The sequence below is a fragment of the Methylocapsa sp. S129 genome (assembly GCF_009765995.1).
Lineage (GTDB): Bacteria > Pseudomonadota > Alphaproteobacteria > Rhizobiales > Beijerinckiaceae > Roseiarcus.
Map to the genome: position 1 here is coordinate 1 of NZ_LMUI01000060.1, position 17,980 is coordinate 17,980.

General features: G+C 61.8%; 15 protein-coding genes and 2 pseudogenes. 11 read left to right on the forward strand and 6 right to left on the reverse strand.

Annotation, left to right across the window (positions count from 1 at the left end; all coding sequences use genetic code 11):
* Positions 1–200: 200 nt before the first annotated feature.
* Complete coding sequence (locus tag GSQ90_RS30485; protein WP_158819011.1) at positions 201–1,223, reverse strand: GntR family transcriptional regulator; 1,023 nt, start codon at positions 1,221–1,223, stop codon at positions 201–203.
* A gap of 420 nt (positions 1,224–1,643) precedes the next feature.
* Here GSQ90_RS30485 and GSQ90_RS30490 point away from each other — a divergent pair, with 420 nt between their 5' ends.
* From GSQ90_RS30490 to GSQ90_RS30515, 6 genes are all read left to right on the forward strand, one after another.
* Positions 1,644–2,009, forward strand: coding sequence for a hypothetical protein (locus tag GSQ90_RS30490; protein ID WP_158818764.1), 366 nt, complete (start codon positions 1,644–1,646; stop codon positions 2,007–2,009).
* A 29-nt stretch (positions 2,010–2,038) separates the two neighbouring features.
* Positions 2,039–3,436: an amidase gene (locus GSQ90_RS30495; RefSeq protein ID WP_256366641.1), complete on the forward strand. Its 1,398-nt coding sequence runs from the start codon at positions 2,039–2,041 to the stop codon at positions 3,434–3,436.
* 70 nt (positions 3,437–3,506) lie between these two features.
* Positions 3,507–4,388 (forward strand): polysaccharide deacetylase, encoded by an 882-nt coding sequence (locus GSQ90_RS30500; protein ID WP_158818766.1) that lies wholly within the window; start codon positions 3,507–3,509, stop codon positions 4,386–4,388.
* A gap of 29 nt (positions 4,389–4,417) precedes the next feature.
* The gene (locus GSQ90_RS30505; protein WP_158818767.1) at positions 4,418–4,747 is read left to right on the forward strand and encodes a hypothetical protein; all 330 of its coding nucleotides are present in this window, start codon (positions 4,418–4,420) and stop codon (positions 4,745–4,747) included.
* Entirely contained in the window at positions 4,740–5,732 is a 993-nt protein-coding gene (locus tag GSQ90_RS30510) for a GTP-binding protein (protein WP_158818768.1), read from the forward strand. Before GSQ90_RS30505 ends, GSQ90_RS30510 begins: the two co-directional genes overlap by 8 nt.
* A gap of 53 nt (positions 5,733–5,785) precedes the next feature.
* On the forward strand, positions 5,786–7,027 hold the full coding sequence (locus tag GSQ90_RS30515; RefSeq protein ID WP_158819012.1) for a PotD/PotF family extracellular solute-binding protein: 1,242 nt from the start codon (positions 5,786–5,788) through the stop codon (positions 7,025–7,027).
* A gap of 79 nt (positions 7,028–7,106) precedes the next feature.
* Here the strand turns inward: GSQ90_RS30515 and pstS are convergent, their stop codons facing one another.
* The 3 genes from pstS to GSQ90_RS30530 form a co-directional block, all read right to left on the reverse strand.
* Complete coding sequence (gene pstS / locus GSQ90_RS30520) at positions 7,107–8,189, reverse strand: phosphate ABC transporter substrate-binding protein PstS (RefSeq protein WP_158818769.1); 1,083 nt, start codon at positions 8,187–8,189, stop codon at positions 7,107–7,109.
* 154 nt (positions 8,190–8,343) lie between these two features.
* A complete protein-coding gene (locus GSQ90_RS30525; RefSeq protein ID WP_246731847.1) occupies positions 8,344–9,831 on the reverse strand; it encodes an MFS transporter in 1,488 nt (495 codons plus the stop codon).
* A gap of 107 nt (positions 9,832–9,938) precedes the next feature.
* Complete coding sequence (locus GSQ90_RS30530) at positions 9,939–10,940, reverse strand: hypothetical protein (RefSeq protein ID WP_210255023.1); 1,002 nt, start codon at positions 10,938–10,940, stop codon at positions 9,939–9,941.
* A 516-nt stretch (positions 10,941–11,456) separates the two neighbouring features.
* On the opposite strand from GSQ90_RS30530, the gene GSQ90_RS30535 reads away from it, so the two are divergent.
* The 5 genes from GSQ90_RS30535 (at position 11,457) to GSQ90_RS30555 (ending at position 17,028) form a co-directional block, all read left to right on the forward strand.
* Positions 11,457–11,867 (forward strand): DUF5132 domain-containing protein, encoded by a 411-nt coding sequence (locus tag GSQ90_RS30535; RefSeq protein WP_158818771.1) that lies wholly within the window; start codon positions 11,457–11,459, stop codon positions 11,865–11,867.
* Between the two features lie 170 nt (positions 11,868–12,037).
* Positions 12,038–12,598, forward strand: coding sequence for an HMA2 domain-containing protein (locus GSQ90_RS30540; RefSeq protein WP_256366647.1), 561 nt, complete (start codon positions 12,038–12,040; stop codon positions 12,596–12,598).
* Between the two features lie 160 nt (positions 12,599–12,758).
* Positions 12,759–14,900 carry a heavy metal translocating P-type ATPase gene (locus GSQ90_RS30545; protein ID WP_158818773.1) on the forward strand — a complete coding sequence of 714 codons (2,142 nt, stop codon included), beginning with the start codon at positions 12,759–12,761 and terminating at the stop codon, positions 14,898–14,900.
* A 2-nt stretch (positions 14,901–14,902) separates the two neighbouring features.
* Complete coding sequence (locus GSQ90_RS30550; protein ID WP_158818774.1) at positions 14,903–15,718, forward strand: EcsC family protein; 816 nt, start codon at positions 14,903–14,905, stop codon at positions 15,716–15,718.
* A 2-nt stretch (positions 15,719–15,720) separates the two neighbouring features.
* Entirely contained in the window at positions 15,721–17,028 is a 1,308-nt protein-coding gene (locus GSQ90_RS30555) for a DUF445 domain-containing protein (RefSeq protein WP_158818775.1), read from the forward strand.
* A 259-nt stretch (positions 17,029–17,287) separates the two neighbouring features.
* On the opposite strand, the pseudogene GSQ90_RS32610 reads toward GSQ90_RS30555, so the two are convergent.
* Positions 17,288–17,554: pseudogene (locus tag GSQ90_RS32610) on the reverse strand (IS5/IS1182 family transposase); the annotation flags it as partial.
* A gap of 152 nt (positions 17,555–17,706) precedes the next feature.
* Positions 17,707–17,980, reverse strand: a pseudogene (locus GSQ90_RS30565) (hypothetical protein); the annotation flags it as partial.

Below are 17,980 nucleotides of genomic sequence, written 5' to 3' on the forward strand. Positions count from 1 at the left end.
TTCGACGGGCCTGGGGTTTTCGTGGTCGTTGAGCAAATATTTCGTCGCCGAAGTCAGCGCCGGATTCCCCCTCGATAGAGTCGTCGACCCCCAGGCTCCCTATCAAATCTACTTCAGACTCACCGCTAAATTGCAGTGATGGCGCTTCATCTTGCATTGCGAGGCCGTGTCGGGCGGCGGCTATTTCATGTCCGCTCCCCTCAATCAAGCCGCGTTAGATAGCGCGCGATCGATTGCGGTTCGGACAACACCGCGACGATCTTAAGCTGGGCGATGCTGCGGCGCTCAGCAGCCGCCAGATGCGCATCCAGCATGGCGGCCGCAGCCGGGACCGCGTCCTGAAGCAACAATTCGATAATCAACCGGTGCTCTGTGATCGCCGCGCGATCGCTTGGCAGGCCAAGTTGTCGAAGCGCGCGCTCGGCGGCGAGGACCGGGAGAAGATTGCGCCTGATCTGTTCGCGCAAGCGCTCGTTGGGCGTCGCAAAGACGCAGGTGTCGATCAGCAGCGTCTCGAAGGCTTCAAGATCGCGCGCCAGCGGATCGGTCGCGCTATCGTCATCGAAGGTCGCTTCGGCTTGCCGGAAGCGTTCGAAAACGGCGGCGAGGCGCGTGCGGTCGAGCAGCGGCGCCGCGCTGATCAACGCCTGCGGTTCAAGGATCCTGCGTAGCGCGAAATGCTCGCGAATCGACTGAGCGGTGAGCGGCTCGGCGATCCAATGCGAACTTTGGTTTTTTTCGACGAGGCCTCGTTCCTCCAATCGTCCCAGCACGTCGCGCACGACCGTCCGGCTGACCCTGAAATGCACGGCGAGTTCGGCCTCGATCAGGCGATAACGCCCGAAAACGAGACAGGCGGCGACGTCGCTCTCGACCGTCTCATAAATGCGCTCCCAGGACGCGCGACTCTGCAGGGCGTCGTCAATCGCTTTGGGAATACGCAGGCCGATTTTCAGGAGATCAAGCCTGATGGGCTCAAGGACCTCGCCAGGCCTCGCCACCAGGAAGCCGCGACCGCTGAAACGCCGGATCATCCCCTGCGCTTCGAGGCGTTGCAGCGCCGTCTGAACGGGCGCGCGGCTCGTCTGCATCAAGGAGGCGATCGGTCCTTCAAGCAGCACCAGGCCGCGCGGAATAAGGCCGCCAAGAATGTTTTGGCGCAGCACCTCCTCAACCATCTCGTAGCGGCGCGAGGCCGGGCGAGGATTGGTGGGACGTTTCATCATTCGCTGTCGTTTAGCCGCCGCAAGAGGATCATCTCAGGGCCACATCGCGGATGGGAGCCAGGGTCGAAACATTCATTATTTTGTGATTGTTGCGTACGATAGTCATTTTATGCGCTGAAACTCACGCAGTCTTGAGGCCTGTTCGATTTGTCGAGACGTCGACTTTGCCCTATGACGCCTCCGCATTGACCGCGCGTCTTTGATGAGGTTCTCTGAAATCGCTCTTCTATTCGGTAAATATTGGGTGAGGCTCGCATTTTTGCAATCGCGGTCAGTAGTAAAGAACGGATGCAAATCTTTTAGCCATAAAGCGTAAATAAATTACTTGAATACAAAAGGCAATCATTTAGTCTAGCGCGACGGAGCGAGGCGCGGCCTTCTCCGGCCTGGCGTTTCGGCGGTTTTAGGAGTGCGTCAGTGGCTGCCGGGGTTCTGCAGATTGCCGGGCTGGCGAAGCGCTACGGCGCGACCGCGGCGATCGACAATGTCAGTCTCGATGGACCAAGCGACGGCTATGCGTCGCTGCTCGGTCCTAGCGGTGTGGGCAAGACGGCGCCGGCGTTTAGCCACGGCATCGGATTCGTCCTCCCGAGTTTTGCGTTGTTTCCGCATCTGTCCGTCTATTCGAACATTGCTTTCGGGCTTGAGAACCGCGCGGAAGGCGCGCCTCTGGGTAAGGGCGAGCCGCGCGATCGCGTTCACGCCATGAGCGAGCTTGTCGGCGTGGCCGGTCTTGAATCGCGCCGCGTCCACAAAATGCAACCATCATCGCCGCGTGAATGATCACGCGAGCGCTTAGGGAGGACCGGTTCTTGACGTCACAGTCTCCGAGTGTCGACATCCGCGGCCGGTCGGCGCAGCAACTCGCCGCATTGATGAGCGCCGGTCTCCTTTCGCCTGAAGAGGTCGCAGAGCAAACGCTCGCGGCGATCGCCGCCTGCGAGGACCAGGCGGTCTTCACGCGGCTGACGGTCGAGCGCGCCCGCGCCGAGGCGCGCGCTGCGACGCAGCGATTGCGCGCGGGTCGTTCCGCCAGCGCGCTCGACGGCGTTCCGATCGCGTGGAAAGACCTGTTCGATCTCGAAGGCGTCACGACCACGGCGGGTTCGCGTGTGCTTGAGGCGGATGCGCCGGCCAAAATGGATGCGACAGTGGTCTCGCGGCTCACTGCCGCCGGAATGGTTTGCATCGGCCACGCGAATATGACGGAATTCGCCTATTCAGGCATCGGCCTCAATCCGCACTATGGGACGCCGCGAAACCCTCATGGACGCGAAGAAGCGAGGGTTCCGGGCGGTTCGTCATCCGGGTCGGCCGTCGCTGTGGCGCGGGGCCTCGTGCCGGTGGCTATTGGCACGGATACAGGCGGGTCTGTGCGCATTCCCGCCGCCTTCAATGGGATCATCGGCTACAAGGCGTCCTCGGGCCGATATCCGATGGACGGGGTTTTCGCGCTTTCGCCGACGCTCGACACTTTGGGCATTTTCGCACGGACGGTCGAGGACGCTGTCGTCGTCGACGCTGCAATGCGCGCGCTCGTCGCCCCCAATGTGCGGAGGGAGCCGCTAACAGGCTTGCGCTTGATCGCGCCGACGAATGTCGTCTGCGATGATTGCGATCCGGCTGTGATGAAGAATTTCGAAGCGGCTCTCGCACGGCTTGCGAAAGCCGGCGCCATAGTCGAGCGCGCCGTCATGCCGGCTTTCGACGAGATTCTCGCTCTCTCGGCTCGGCATGGAACGATCGTCGCCGCGGAGGCCTACGCAGCCCATAAGGCGCGTGTTGAAGGCCCCGAGGCTGGTCGTATCGACCGCCGCGTCGCCAAGCGCATCGCGCTCGCCCAGGCGATGCCGATGGTCGACTATATCGCGATCATGCAGGCGCGCTCCCGCTTAATCCAGCAAACGAGCGAACGCCTTTCCGGCCGCTGCCTCATCGCAATGCCGACCGTCGCGCATACGGCGCCGCCGATTGCGGCGCTGGAGGCGGATGACGACCTCTTTGTTCGTATGAATGCGAAGACCTTGCGCAACACGATGCTCGGAAATTTTCTTGGATGGTGCGGTGTGTCGTTCCCGACGGGAACAGACGAGTTCGATTTGCCGACGGCGTTGCTGCTTTCTGGCGCACCGGACGCCGACGAGCAGCTTTTGTCATTCTCGCTTACAGCGGAAGCGATCGTCCGGGAGGTCGTCGACTCAATGCTTTAGCGCGGTTCCCAGTCGTCCAGTGTTCGGAAGTCGCGGCTGCCGCCGCGAAATGTTGCGAGAGGAAAATTCAATGGCTAAGGAAATTCTTGTTGGATTTGGCGTCGATGTCGATGCGGTCGCCGGGTGGCTCGGCTCCTATGGCGGCGAGGACTCGCCCGACGATATCTCGCGCGGCCTTTTCGCTGGCGAAGTGGGTAGCCCACGATTGCTCAAGCTGTTTGAGCGCCTCGGGATCAAAACGACATGGTTCATCCCGGGCCATTCCATTGAAACCTTTCCAAAGGAAATGCAGGCTGTCGCGGACGCCGGCCACGAGATCGGCATCCACGGCTACACCCATGAAAACCCGATTGCGATGACGCGCGAGCAGGAGGTGGTCATCCTCGATAAGTGCATCGACCTCGTGACGAAACTCTCGGGAAAACGTCCGACCGGCTATGTCGCGCCTTGGTGGGAATTTTCAACGGTGACCAACGAATTGCTGCTTGAGCGCGGCATCAAATATGACCACTCGCTCATGCATAATGACTTCCATCCCTATTACGTTCGGGTTGGCGATAGCTGGACGAAGATCGACTATTCGAAGCATCCCTCGGCCTGGATGACGCCGCTCAAGCGCGGCGCTGAGACCGATCTCATCGAGATCCCGGCGAACTGGTATCTCGATGATCTGCCGCCGATGATGTTCATCAAGAAGAGCCCGAACAGCCATGGCTTCGTCAATCCGCGGCACCTCGAGGAGATGTGGCGGGATCAGTTCGATTGGGTCTATCGCGAAAACGACTATGCGGTGTTCCCGATGACCATTCATCCCGACGTTTCTGGGCGGCCACAGGTGCTGATGATGCTTGAACGGCTTTACAAGCACATCGCCTCGCATCCCGGCGTCAAATTTGTGACCATGAATGAAATGGCCGACGATTTCGCCAAGCGTTCGCCTCGCAAGAAATAGCAACCCGGCGGCGGCCGGGAGAACACACGATGTGTTCGCTATGCGGCGTAATCGGAGGCAACGAGCATTGGGCCGATGCGCCCGCGCGCGAAGGCGTATATACGCGCAACGCCGATCCGGTACGGCGTCGGCGCGAACGCGCGGAGCGCGTTCGCATCGCCAATTGCGTGCTGAAGCTCTACGGCATGAAGCTTTCCGACTGGCAGGGCGTGGCCTTCCTCCTTTCGACGCTCACCGGCAAGAGCGAGATCGTCGAGGATCTCGGCCATCTCTGGCCCGTGGCGGAGAAACTGTCCGGCCGGCTTTGCGATCCGCTCGCGGTCGACTTCCTTGCATGGCTTGAGGCCGACCATGGGTGAAAGCCTGCCAGCCTTCACGCCGGTCACGCTCCTCACGGGGTTTCTCGGCTCAGGCAAGACGACGCTGCTGCGCCGTCTGCTCGCCGATCCCGCGCTTGCGGATACGGCCGTCATCATCAACGAGTTTGGCGAAGTGGGGATCGACCACCTCCTCGTCGAACGTCTCGACGATCAGATGGTGCTGCTCAGTTCGGGCTGTGTGTGCTGCACCGTCCGCGGCGAACTAGCGACGGCGATCCGCGATCTCCATTCCCGGCGCGAGCGCGGCCTCATGCCGCCATTCCGGCGGCTGGTTATCGAAAGCACAGGGCTCGCCGATCCCTTTCCCGTGCTGTCGACCCTTAAAGCCGACCCCGTTCTGCGGCACCATTTTCGCGCCGCCGGGGTCGTCACGACCGTAGACGCGGTGAACGGGCTCATCCAATTTGAACGCCATATCGAATCGGTGCGCCAGGCGGCGATCGCCGATGTGATCGTCCTGACCAAGACGGATATTGCCGAGGAGGCGGCCACAGCGCGGCTCGTTGCTCGGCTGGGCGCGATGAACCCGTCCGCTCCGTTGCTACGCGCCGCCGAAGACCCCCTCGACGCGGACGCTCTCTTGAAATCGGGCGGCAGCGGCTGGTTCAAAGCGATCGCCGAACCTCACACGGAGATGGCGGCTCACAGGGGCGTCCGCGCCTTCTCGATCGTCGTCGACGAACCGCTCGATTGGACCGCTTTCGGTGTTTGGCTGACAATGCTCCTCAACCGGCATGGCGCGCGCATTCTGCGCGTTAAGGGGATACTGGCGCTGGAAGGCGAGGAGCGGCCCATCGCTATCCACGGGGTGCAACATCTCGTGCACGCGCCGACCCATCTGAGCTGCTGGCCAAGCGACGATCGTCGCTCTCGCCTCGTCTTCATCGTAGAAGGAATCGAGCCCGACTTGATTCAGCGTTCCTTCTCGATATTCAAGCGCCTGAACATCTCCGTCGCCGCTTAACGATCTCCCGGCGGCTCCATAAGAACTCCGATCGTCGCGAGCCGCCAATGTCCATACCGAAAGCTGGATCGCCGGAATCTACCGCGACGCCCGCGCTGCATCTTCATGGACGACCGATCCTGCGCGTTCTCGGGACTGAAATCACACTGCTGGAGTCCATTCGCCTCCGCGCCGAAGCCGATCTCGGAATCACGCTGATCTTTGAGAATCTCGATTTCGTGAGCGCTCAACGCAAGGCGGCTATCCAGCCGGAAACCTACGATGTCTACGACCAGTGCTTCCACAATCTCGATATCGTCTGGTTCTGGCGCGCCATTCAGTCGATTGACCTCAAGCGCATCGCGCGCTGGGACGAAGTCAGCGACCTCACCAAGACGGGACGCATTCACTCTGGCGCGGCGATCGGCCGCGGCGACGCACCGGTCACCAAATTGTTCGTCCAGCCGAACGGCTCTCTCGGCTCGGCGCCTTCAGGGCGTATTAGCATGCTGCCGACGGCGCATAATCTCGACTCGTTCGCCTACAACGCCAGCCTCGTCAACGGCCATCTGGAGCCGAGCGCTTCCTGGGGCGCGCTTTTCGACGATCGCTGGGCTGGGCGGGTCGCCTTGGTCGATGAGCCCGCCATCGGCATTTTCGACGCCGCCCTCGCAGCGCAGGCCAGGGGCGAGGTGCATTTCAACGATATAGGCGCCATGTCGACGACGGAGATCGACCGCCTGATCGGGTTTCTGGCGGAGCGAAAGCGGGCGGGCTACTTCTGTGGTTTCTGGAAGACCGCGCTGGAAGCCGCCGACATGATGCTGACTGGGCAATCGGCGATCCAGAGCATGTGGTCGCCCGGCGTCAGCTTGCTGCGCGGACGCGGCTTTCCCGTTCGCGAAGCGGCGCCGCAAGAAGGATATCGGGCCTGGCACGGAGGGCTTTGCCTCGCGGGCCATCTGACGGGGCGCACGCTGGACATCGCTTACGAATATCTCAATTGGTGGCTCGACGGTTGGGCCGGCGCGGTCGTGGCGCGGCAGGGCTACTATATGTCGATCCCCGAGCGGGTTCGACGATACCTCTCCTCGGCCGAATGGAATTATTGGTATGAGGGCGAGCCGGCAGCGGAAAACTTGCCCGGTCCAGATGGTGAAATGACCATTAGCAGGGGCGAGGTTCGAAGCGGCGGCGCCTATCGCCAGCGCGCGAGCCGCATTGCCGTCTGGAACACCACAATGGACGAGCACAACTACCTCGTCAGGCGCTGGGCTCAACTGATAGGTTCGGCGCCAAAGGCGCCGCTGCATTGACCTTGGCCGAAATTACGGGCTCGCCGTAGAGATCGAGGATCGCTGGCGAGCCTCTCTTTTTACGATGAGAAGCGGCTATCTATTTTATCATCTCGATCTGATCGTGACTCAGCACCCATGTGTGAGCCGGCAGAGCGATGAAATGAGCGTCGTCGAGATATTTTTCGTTGGCCTCATCTGGCGCAATGGCCCAGAGCAGGAATTTGCGGATCGCCGCGGCGGTCGCGGCGTTCGCCTGTTTGGTCGAGACAATCGCATATTCGTAGTTGATGAGGGGATAGGCGTTGGCGCCCGGCGCGTTGACCAGGGTGAGGCGCTCGTCCGCCGGCGTCCGCGGGCCGAGCGCCGCCGCCGCCGCCGCTATCGACTCAGGCGTCGGCAGCAGGAATTCGCCGGAATAGCTCTTGAGCGCCGCCGTGCCCAGTCCGGCCTTGGCGATCTCGGCGTAGAGACTGACGCCGACATAGCCGACGGAGTAGGGCGTCTGCTGAATCTTCTCGACCATCCCGGGATTGCCGGTGGCTTCAAGGGCGCCCGACACGGCAGGCCACGCGATCGTCGTGCCAAAGCCCTGGCTGTTCTCCCAGGATTCGGTGGAGAAAGTGAGGTACTGAGTGAAGACGAACGTATCGCCCGATCCCTCGGCGCGATGGATCGGAATGATGTCGTTGTGCGGCAGTTTCGTATCCGGGTTGAGGGTGGCGATCGCCTTATCGTCCCATGAGCGGATTTTGCCGGTGTAGATGCCGGCGAGCGTCGGGCCGTCGAGCTTCAGGTTCGCAGCGTTGAGGCCGGGCAGATTGTAATTGACCGTCTGCGCCGAGATCGCCATCGGCACGTTGACGATCTGGGGGCTCTGCTTGATCTGCGCGTCCGACATATAGGCGTCGGAGGTCCCGATCTGGGCCGCGCCCGAAACCGCTTGCTCGATGCCCGCGCCCGAGCCCGCGCCAGCCGTGGCGATTTTCACGCCAGGATGCGTCTTGCCATATTCGGCCACCCAGACATTGAACAGGGGGTAGAGCAGGGTCGAGCCGGTTTCGACCAAGGTTACATCATCGGCGCGCGCCGGCGCCGCGGGCAGCGCGAGCGCGCCAAGCGCAAACGCGGCGGCGAAGCAGGCTGCGCGTGTGGGGCGCAGGGAGTTCAGACAATCAGTCATGCTATTTCCTCTATGACGGCTAAGCGCGACGCCGCGCCACCGGCTGATGCGGGAGGCGCCGGTGTGTGCGATCCATTGGTGTCTTCATGTCGACCAGGTTTTGGTTGGGCGTCGGCCGGAGAATGGCCATGGGAATGCCCTTCGTCTTCGCGCCCTATTGTTCAAGGCTGTCGAGGTTCACGCCGGTGGTCTCGATCCGGTACATCCATGTGACCACCGCGCCGAGGATCGAAGTCACGATCAGGCCGTAGAGGAGCGCTTGCGTGCCGATCGCGACAAGAAGAATGGGGAACAGGAACGCCGTTGCAACCGCGCCGATCTTGGCGAACGCCGCTGCGAAACCGGCGCCCTTGCCGCGGATCGCGGTAGGGAATACCTCGCCGGCCAAAAGATAGGTCTGCGCGTTCGGGCCGAGGTTGGTCATGAAGTTGAACAGCATGAAGCCGGCGAAGATCAGCAAGGTCTGAGTCCCGCCGGTGAAATTCGCCGAGAGCGACGCCAGGAACAGGCCCGCCGCGCAACCGATGAAACCGAGGACTTGCAGCCAGATCCTGCCCACGACATCGGCGAGCATGACGGCGAAGATGATGCCGACGATCAGCAGCGTCGTGATCAACGCCGCTCCTTTGGCGGCCGTGATATCGTTCGCGATCAGATCGGTCACGCTGCGAGCGTGGTCCGAATTCGCGCCGACGGCGGCGGCTAAGATCGTGGGCGTGAAAATGCCGATGCCGTAGGTCCCGAGATCCTGCAGGAACCATGGAACCGAGGCGAGGATCGTCGCACGCCGGTTGGCGCTGTTGAACAGGGACGCGTAGGTCTGTTTGGATTGAACGGCGGCTGTGGCCGGCGTGTCGCGCGACACAAGCTTGATCTCGGTGGGATATTGAGGCTTGCGCACCAGCAGTTTTTTCGCCGCCTGTTCGGCCTTTCCGATTTCGCCGCGCGAAGACAGCCAGTTGGCGCTCTCGACAATATAGAAGCGGCCGATCGTGACGAGCACAGCGGGAATGATCGCGCTGGCGTACATCCAGCGCCAGGCGCTGATTTCGGGCAGCGTCGAAAGAACGAGATAGCCAACCGCCGTGCCGCCCAGAGCGCCGACAGCCTGAAAGGCGAAGGCGCCGAGCACCAGCTTGCCACGGCTGGTGCTGGGGATGCTTTCGGAAATGATCATATGCGCGGTCGGATAGTCGCAGCCGAGCGAGAGCCCGAGCCCCAGCAGGCAGATCACCAGTTCGATGTAATTGGTGCAAAAGCAGAGCGCCACCAGGAACACCACGAAGATGATCATCTCCGCGACAAACATCGGCTTGCGGCCGAAACGATCCGACAAGCCGCCAAGGCCGACGGCGCCGACCAGAATGCCGAACAGGCTCGCCGCGCCGATAACGCCGTGTTCGGCCGCGCCGATATTGAATTCGCTCGACAGCAGCGGCAGCGCGACGCCGGTCATGAAGACGACAAAGCCTTCAAAGAACTTGCCCGCGGCGGCCAGCGACCAGATCAGCCATTGCATGCCGGTCATCGGCGCCGAGGGGAGGCGCGTTCCGTCGGCCCAGATGGGTAATTCGTCGATGTGGTCCTGAACGGACTTTGCGCGCAATTGGCCGACCGGTTCAGATCTTGCGAGATTGTCCATTCCTAGGCTCCACATCGTCAGGGCGATAATCTACCGGACCATGCTTTTGCGACGGCGATATTACACAGGTCGACGCCGTCGACGTTTGGGCGTCATGAGCCCGCCGATCAAAGCGGCAGGGTGACGCCTTCGGCTTCGGCCATGACGCGGATCGCCGCGTCGAACGAAATCTGATCCGCGTTCGACGTGGATTGCCGCATGAGGGCATCCACGAGCGCGTCCTGTTCGAGCAGCGTCGCGGCGCCGTTGCGGGGCTGAAAATAGGCGGCCCAGGGAACAAATTTAGTGAGCGGAAAAGGCATGCCTTCAGGCGGCGAAACGTCGATATTCAGACCGGCGAGGAACAGCAGATTCTTGCCGCGATATTCCGGCGCGCTCTGGATGCTGCGATAGGTGCGATCGAATTCGACCTGGGTATGGTAGCGCGCCGCGTCAAGCGCCGGATTGGGGGACGTCACCAAAGCCGGCATGACGGGAGCGAGGGCTGCTTCCAGAAGATCGTGGCCCTCCGGCCCCTCGATCGGCGTGCGGCGGAAGAAGAACATATCCGCCGCAAGCCGCGCGCCGATCGGCGTGCGACCCTGCTTCCAGACATCGGTGGGCAGGCGCGCGACGAGATCCGGCGCCGCCGAAAAGGCTTTCGATGTGCTCAATATCTTCAGCGGTTCGTCTAGATCTCCGGCGATCAATCGATCGAGGCGGAGGAACAGACCTTCGGGACGGTCGGGCGTCAGCAAGTGATTGTCGACGTAAACGGCGGACTTGTTTTCGATGGCGCCGCAGAGAATATTCCGGCAGGCGTAGTCATATTCCTTTTGATACCAATGCAGAACCGCGCAAAGCTTGCCGCAATTGTCGCCGAAGCCGCAATCGGCGGTCCGCTGTCTCTGGTAGACGCCGAAGCGCCCGCTCGCCGGATCATAGCCCACGTGGCTGGCTTGAATGATGACGAGATCTTCGCCGTGATGAGCATGTGGGCCGTGCCGGTTGGTTGCGACCTTGCCGCCAACACGCCCATGATCGAAAGGAAAGGTTCCGAAATGCTGCATGAGCAGGATGACGGGATAGCCCTGGCTCTCATCTGAACAAAAGGCCCGCGAAGGCATCATATGAGCCCGCCGGAATCCTAGCGACAGACAATAATTGTAAAGCCTTGGCGCGAACAGGGAGTAGCGCATCGCCCTTTCGCCGAGTCGAAAGTCATCCACCACATGGCGCATAATATTTCCTTTCGCGGGCTGAAGTTCGGTAGTGCTGCTTCCAGGCGCTTTAGATAGCAGGCGACGCGACGATCCAGATAGAACGTCGCCGCTATCGTTGGCATATGGGGTAGAATGACGGCCTATTGCGACGGCGGTACAAAGCCGAATCTATGCGACGAACAAGCTAGCCAAGCCGGTGGCTTCGCGCTGAACCGCGCCGAATAGGCGCCGCCTGCTTTGAAGCAGTTCGTACGTTCCGCCGACGTCCAAACGGCGCCGTATCCGGCCCCGGAGAGGCGATTTGTCGCCTGAGTGTCACAATACGCCTCTACTACCTAGGCGTAGTTGATCTGCGGTCCGCCGAGCACAGCGCGTTGCGTTCGGCCTTTTTGGCCTGTGTCCGATTCCCGGGAGTCCTTGAAAATGACAAAGACCAAGCTGAACGGCGATATCAAAGACGAAGAGATTGATCTTCACGACGCCGAAAGCGCGGAGCAAGCGCCGGGCGCCGCTAACGGCAATCGCGACGCCGCCATTGCAACCGCCGCGACCGTCGGGGTCGTGGCCGTTGGCGCCGTCATTTTTGAAGCTGCGCTGATCCCCGGACTGGTTCTCGGCGTCGCCGCTGTTCTGGCGCCTCAATACCTGCCCAAGATCGGCTCGGCCCTCACCCCGTTGTTTCGGTCCACTGTGCGCGGGGCCTACAAGCTAGGTCAGAAGTCGCGCGAGGCTTTCGCCGAGGCGCAAGAGCATATTCACGACATCGCCGCCGAAGTGAACGCCGAGGACGGCGCGAAGGCGAAGGCGTCCGACGTGAAGGCCGCGGCTGCTTGAAATATCAGACGGGATAGGGCCGGCGGTCGCACGGCTGTCGCGCTATTCCGGGATGTTGGGAGCCTCCGCCTGAATCAGGCAGTTTGAGGCGGACATTCAGACGCCCTGAAGCGCGGCTCGCCCCGGAGATTGGCGGTCGGACGCTTGAGCGCCGCAGACCAAGGCCGATGATGACGAAACTCAATCTTGAAATCGCGCACCAGGTTCGCGGGCGGATTCGTATGAAGATTCCGGCTGGCAAGGGCAATCCAGAGCTGCTCGAGCAGATCAAGCAGACGTTTGGAATCATTCCCGGCATCGAACAGGTCATCGTCAATCCGACGACCGGCAGCGTTGTGTTGCATTACGACGAAGACCGGCACGACGAATTCCACGGCGATCTTCAGCAGCATCTGCCGCCCGCCCATCGGCCGCCGTCGAACGAAATCGACGAGATCGCCCGCAAGTTCGAGGAAGAAGCCGAATTCCTCGCCGAACATTCGCACACCGCCCGAGCGGTCGTGGATTTCTTCAAGGATCTGGATCGCCGCGTCAAAGCTGCGAGCGGCAATGTCATCGATCTGAAAATCGTGCTGGCGGTCGCGATCATCGGATTTACGGTTCTCGAAGTGGGCGCCGGCGCCGCGACGCCGGTTTGGGTCACGTTGGTGATTTTCAGCCTGAACCATTTCATTGAAATGCATCCGCCTGGCGCAAGAACGGCGCAAAAGCCGACCGCTGCCCCAGCCTGAAGCGGTGGCGCGGAAGACGGCGCCTTCGAAGGATGCCGCAAGCGCGTCCAGTCAGTGGTCTGAGAGGGATCGCCTGCAAACACGAGGCCGTGGAAGTGGACTTCGGCGCGGACGCGTTTGGGTCGGCGATTGACGGATTTCAGACGGGGCGCTGATAGTCATGGACTTTCAAGTTCGTCATTTCATGCCGGGGCGCCTGCGCCTGCACGTACCGGCGCTTTGTCGCAAAAAATCGCTCGCCGACGCCTTTGTCGCATGGCTGCGGGCGCAGGCCGGCATCAAGCGCGCGCGCATCAATTATGAGTGCTCGTCGCTCGTTGTCGAATATGACGTCGCCAATCATAAGTTCTTCGAGGGCATGTTGCGGGAACTGCAGCACACGCCCCTCAGCGAACTGCGGGCCATTCTTGCGCTGGCCAAGCCCTCGAGCGAAGCGCCGCAGACAGAGGCCAACGCGCCCGTGGCGAAACCGCCGTCTGTCGTCTCCTGGCGCTCGCCTCTCGCCTTGCCGACTCTTTCCTTGCTGATGGCTTTCAGCAGCAATCCTGTCGTCATGGCGGTCAATCTGCCTCTCATGCTGTGGAACGGCTTCCCCATAGCGGTCCGGGCCTGGCGGGTCTGGCGACGCGAAAACCGGCTGAACATCGATTTTCTCGACACGCTCGCGATCACCGCGTCGCTGATGCAAGGCAACCCGCTCGCCGGTTCGATCGTGACCTGGCTGATCAAGCTCGGCGACTGGATCCGCGACCTGACCGCCGCCGGGGCGCGGCGCGCGATCACGGAGCTACTGGAGTTCCAGTCCAAGACGGCCTGGGTCGTCCGCGAGGGCGAAATCGTCTCGATACCGGCGCGCGAGCTGGCGATCGGCGACCTGGTTGTCGTCTATCCCGGCGAAATGATCTCCGTCGACGGGGAGATCGTCGAAGGACGCGCGACGATCGACCAGAAGACGATCACGGGCGAAAGCCTGCCGGTCACCCGCGGCAAAGGCGAAGCGGTCTTCGCCGCCACCGTGCTTCGCGATGGGCAATTGCGCGTGAAGGCGCTGCGCGTCGGCGTCAACACAACAGCGGGGCAGATCGCGCATCTCGTGGAATCGGCGCCGGTCGGCGATACGCGCATGCAGAACCACGCGGAACGTTTCGCCGACCGGCTTGTCCTGCCGACCCTCGCGCTGGCGGTCGGAACGGCCGCGGTCACACGCGACTTCAATCGGTTCCTGTCGCTGGTGATTATCGACTACGGCACCGGCATCCGCGTCGCCGCGCCGACTTCTGTTCTGGCGTCGATGACCCATTCGGCGCGCGCGGGCATCATCATCAAGAGCGGCGCCCATATGGAGCGTCTCGCGCATTGCGACACCGTGGTGTTCGACAAGACGGGGACCCTGACCCACGGCAGTCCCACCGTCATCGACGTCGTTCCCTATGTGAAGCATATTACATCAGGCCATTTGCTCGGTTTGGCGGCCGCGGCGGAGACGCGGCTGCACCATCCGGTCGCGGAGGCGCTGCGCAGCAAGGCGAAGCAACTCGGCGTCAACATTCCACCCTGCGACGAGACGCAATACCGGATCGGCCTTGGCGTCGAAGGCCAGGTCAACGGCTATTATCTCCATGTCGGCAATGAGCGCTTTATGCGGCAAAGCGAAATCAATGTCGGCGAGGCGGCGGGCGATCGCGCCGCGCTCGATGAGCGCGGCTATTCCTGTCTCTACATCGCGGTCGACGGCGCCCTTGCCGGACTCGTGCCTTATGCCGACCAGATCCGGTCGGAAAGCCGGGCGGTGATCCAGAAGCTCCATGCGATGGGCGTCAAGAATACCGTCATGCTGACCGGCGACAATGCGGTGGTGGCGCGCGCGGTCGGGAGAAGTCTGGGGCTCACGCGCCAATATGCCGATATGCTGCCGGCCGACAAAGCCCGAGTCATCCAGGAGCTTCAGCGCGGCGGCGCCATTGTCGCCATGGTCGGCGACGGCATCAACGACTCGCCGGCGCTCAGCTTCGCCGACATCGGCATTGCGATGAAATATGGCGCCGAAGTTGCGCAGGAATCGGCGGATGTCGTTCTGATGGAAGATTCGCTGTGGAAACTGGTCAAGGCCGTGGAAATCTCCCGCGGCGCCGTTAGTCTCATTAAGCAAAATTACGGGATCGTCGCAGGGCTGAACACATTGGCCTTGGCTCTGGCGTTGCCCGGCGGCTTGATCACGCCTGAGGTGACCGCGCTGATCAGCAACGGCTCGGCAATTCTGGCCAGCGTCAACGGGATACGTCCCATGCTGCGGCGTGGCTGATCATGACGGAACTGAGCGTCAAGCTAAGCGAGGCCAACCAGAAGGCGCTGCAGCGCGCTGTGCGGTCGCTCGAAAATCCGCGCTTGGCGGCGCGGCTCGCCGATTATGCCGGCCAGCCGGTCAACCGCATTTTGCGCCTGATGCCGCAGGTCGCCAGCGACAGGCTGAACGATATCGTCAGGACGACCATTCTCAAATGCCTCGAATTGGCGATCGATTCTCTTGACGAAGTTCCCTCGCCGCCGGCGACCTGGCTGTCCTCGGCGATGGCCGGAATTACCGGCGGCATCAGCGGCGCCTTCGGCTGGATCGCGCTGCCCGTCGAATTGCCGCTGACCACCACTCTGATGCTGCGCAGCATCGCCGACATCGCAAGGCATCAGGGCGAGGATCTGTCCGACGTCGCAGGGCGGCTTGCCTGTATGGAGGTCTTCGCTCTCGGCGGCAACCGCACCGAAAACAAGATGAATGTCGGCTATTACGCGGCGCGGGCGTTCCTCGCCAGACTGACCGGCGAAGCTTCCGCCTATTTGTTGGAGCGCGGCGTCGCTGGCGCCTCGGCGCCTGTCGTGACGGGTTTCGTCACCGAAATCTCCTCTCGCTTTGGCCTCGTCGTCTCGGATAAAGTCGCGGCCGGCGCTCTGCCGGTACTCGGCGCGCTGGGCGGCGCCACGGTGAACCTCATTTTCATGGATCATTTCCAGCGCATCGCCCAGGGGCATTTCACGGTTCGCCGCCTTGAGCGTCAATACGGAACCGAAACGATCCAACGCCAATATGCCGCGCTTGCCAAACAGCTTGCTGGCGCGGAGGCTTGAGCTTGCCGCCGCCGCCGCCAACGCGGGCGACCAAGGGCAGAACCCTGCCGGGCCTGGCCGCGGCGGACCAGAATGTGGATCAAAAGATCCGCGACCTCAGACGCATGCGCATCGCCGCGACGCTTCTGCTGGCGCTGATGACGGTCCTTTTCGTCGCGACCTCACTCGCGATGACCGCTTGGCCGCAGCTTGCCTATATCAGAGCCTTCGCGGAGGCGGCGATGGTCGGCGCCTGCGCCGATTGGTTCGCGGTCGTGGCTTTGTTTCGTCGTCCGCTTGGCCTGCCCATTCCGCACACCGGCATCGTTCCGCGCAACAAGGAGCGGATCGGCGGAGCTTTGGGCCGTTTCATGTCGAACAATTTTCTCAGCCCATCGGTGCTCGCCAAAAGGCTCGATAAGGTCGAGGCGGCGCAATGGGCGGCGGCGTGGCTGAACAATCCGGGCAACGCGCGTCAGATCGCCGGCCAGGCCAGCCGTTTTCTGCCGCAGATTCTCGGCGCCCTTCCGCGCGATCAACTCGTCGACTGGTTCGCCAAGGCGGCGCTGCGCGGCATTGAGGCGCTGCCCGCGGCGCCGCTCGCCTCCAAAATCCTGTCGCTGCTGTGGGCGCAGGGCGAAACCCAGGCCTTGCTCAATCGCGCCATCGAACTGGCCGAGGCTTCGTTGGTTAGTCATAAGGATCTCATCCGCGCCAAAGTGACGCAGAACTCTTCGCGCCTGATCCCCAAATGGATCGACGGCATGCTCGCCGACAAGGTCATGAACGGGTTGCAGTCGACCCTTGCCGAAATGCGCAATGCCGAGCACCCATGGCGCGTTGAATTGCGGGGCGCGATCGAGACCTTGATCTTCGATCTGGCCAACAATCCCGACATGCGCGCGCGCGGCGAGAGCATGAAAGCCGAATGGCTCGCCAACCCTGTCTTCGTCGCGCAGGTCAACGAACTGTGTCAGGATGTCGAGGCGCAATTGAACGCCAATGTTTCCGTCCACGCCGCGTCCGTTGCGGCAGGACTGGAATTCGCTCTCCTCGCTTTGGGCGAATGGCTGCGCGAGGACAAGAAAATTCAGGCGCGGCTCAATCGCTGGGCGCGCCGCGCCGCGCTGCGCGCTTTGGCGCCGCGCCGCGCCGAAATCGGCGCCTATATCGCCAATGTCGTCGAAAACTGGGATGCGACCACGCTCGTCAACAGGCTGGAACTGCAGGTCGGCAGAGACCTGCAATATATCCGCATCAACGGAACGCTGGTCGGCGGCCTCGTCGGGTTGCTCATCTTCGTCGCGTCGAAGTGGCTCACGCCGGTTTAGTCAAAGCCGCGTCGCATGGCGCCCAAATGTCAACTGGTTCGTTCGCATCATTTTTCAATGCGCATTCCGGAAAACCTTGGAAATTCGACCTCTATCCGATCAAGAGGCTAGCAAGCATTTTGGAATGGCGGACGCACCTGATTCTGGCGATTGATCGAGGCGCCTCTTCGAGGTCTTAGCAAGTCGTCGGGGGGCCATGCCGCTCAGGCGATTGAGAGGTAGCGGTCAATCCTATCTCGTCGTCCGTGAAGAAAGAGATTTAAGCGATGGCGGGCCAGTCCGGCATTTGTTGGCGGCCGACGATTTCTTCGATCCACAGGCGCAAAGAGACCGCTGGCCAGGCCCGCAGTCGGCGGAAGTTGTAGCCGGCGGCGGCAAGCACTGCGTTGGTCGCGTCGCCAGCGGCACGGGCGAGATGGTTTCGTCTCATTCGATGTTCGGATTTGAGATGGCCGATGCAAGGCTCGACGGCGGATCGTCGTCTGAGGTCCCGTTTGATAGCTTCGGTGACGCCGCGCTTCTGGCCTCAAAACCGGCAATATCGAATCCTTGCGGACACCCCGAACGCCTATGAAAATCAGGCCGCTCGGGGATCCTCACAGACCATCGATCCAGACCGCTCAATGTATGAAAATGGAGGTTTGTCGAGCCCACCGCGATTGAAGCGAGGCGCCGCTCTCAATTGAGGCGGTCCAGGACCAAATCCACCCCGTGCTCGTGCCGTACGAGTTGAACGATTTTCGCTTGCTGGCTCTCCACGAAACTGATTTGCGCAGGGAACGTCGTCGCGAAGAAATCATGAGCCGTGTAGGGATAGACTCGGTATCTGGTGTATCCCAGAACCTGAGCGTACAAGCGATCGCCATTCCGCGTAATCGTCATCGATATGATCGGCCCCGTATAGTGACCGACGTAGCGATCCAGCACGCTCTGATCGACGGGCACGGCGGTT

Excerpts from the sequence above, each read along its gene's own strand:
- GSQ90_RS30485 (WP_158819011.1), bottom strand. The coding sequence starts at position 1,223 with ATGAAACGTCCCACCAATCCTCGCCCGGCCTCGCGCCGCTACGAGATG.
- GSQ90_RS30500 (WP_158818766.1), top strand. The coding sequence starts at position 3,507 with ATGGCTAAGGAAATTCTTGTTGGATTTGGCGTCGATGTCGATGCGGTC.
- GSQ90_RS30505 (WP_158818767.1), top strand. The coding sequence starts at position 4,418 with ATGTGTTCGCTATGCGGCGTAATCGGAGGCAACGAGCATTGGGCCGAT.
- GSQ90_RS30510 (WP_158818768.1), top strand. The coding sequence starts at position 4,740 with ATGGGTGAAAGCCTGCCAGCCTTCACGCCGGTCACGCTCCTCACGGGG.
- pstS (WP_158818769.1), bottom strand. The coding sequence starts at position 8,189 with ATGACTGATTGTCTGAACTCCCTGCGCCCCACACGCGCAGCCTGCTTC.
- GSQ90_RS30525 (WP_246731847.1), bottom strand. The coding sequence starts at position 9,831 with ATGGACAATCTCGCAAGATCTGAACCGGTCGGCCAATTGCGCGCAAAG.
- GSQ90_RS30530 (WP_210255023.1), bottom strand. The coding sequence starts at position 10,940 with ATGATGCCTTCGCGGGCCTTTTGTTCAGATGAGAGCCAGGGCTATCCC.
- GSQ90_RS30535 (WP_158818771.1), top strand. The coding sequence starts at position 11,457 with ATGACAAAGACCAAGCTGAACGGCGATATCAAAGACGAAGAGATTGAT.
- GSQ90_RS30540 (WP_256366647.1), top strand. The coding sequence starts at position 12,038 with ATGACGAAACTCAATCTTGAAATCGCGCACCAGGTTCGCGGGCGGATT.
- GSQ90_RS30545 (WP_158818773.1), top strand. The coding sequence starts at position 12,759 with ATGGACTTTCAAGTTCGTCATTTCATGCCGGGGCGCCTGCGCCTGCAC.
- GSQ90_RS30550 (WP_158818774.1), top strand. The coding sequence starts at position 14,903 with ATGACGGAACTGAGCGTCAAGCTAAGCGAGGCCAACCAGAAGGCGCTG.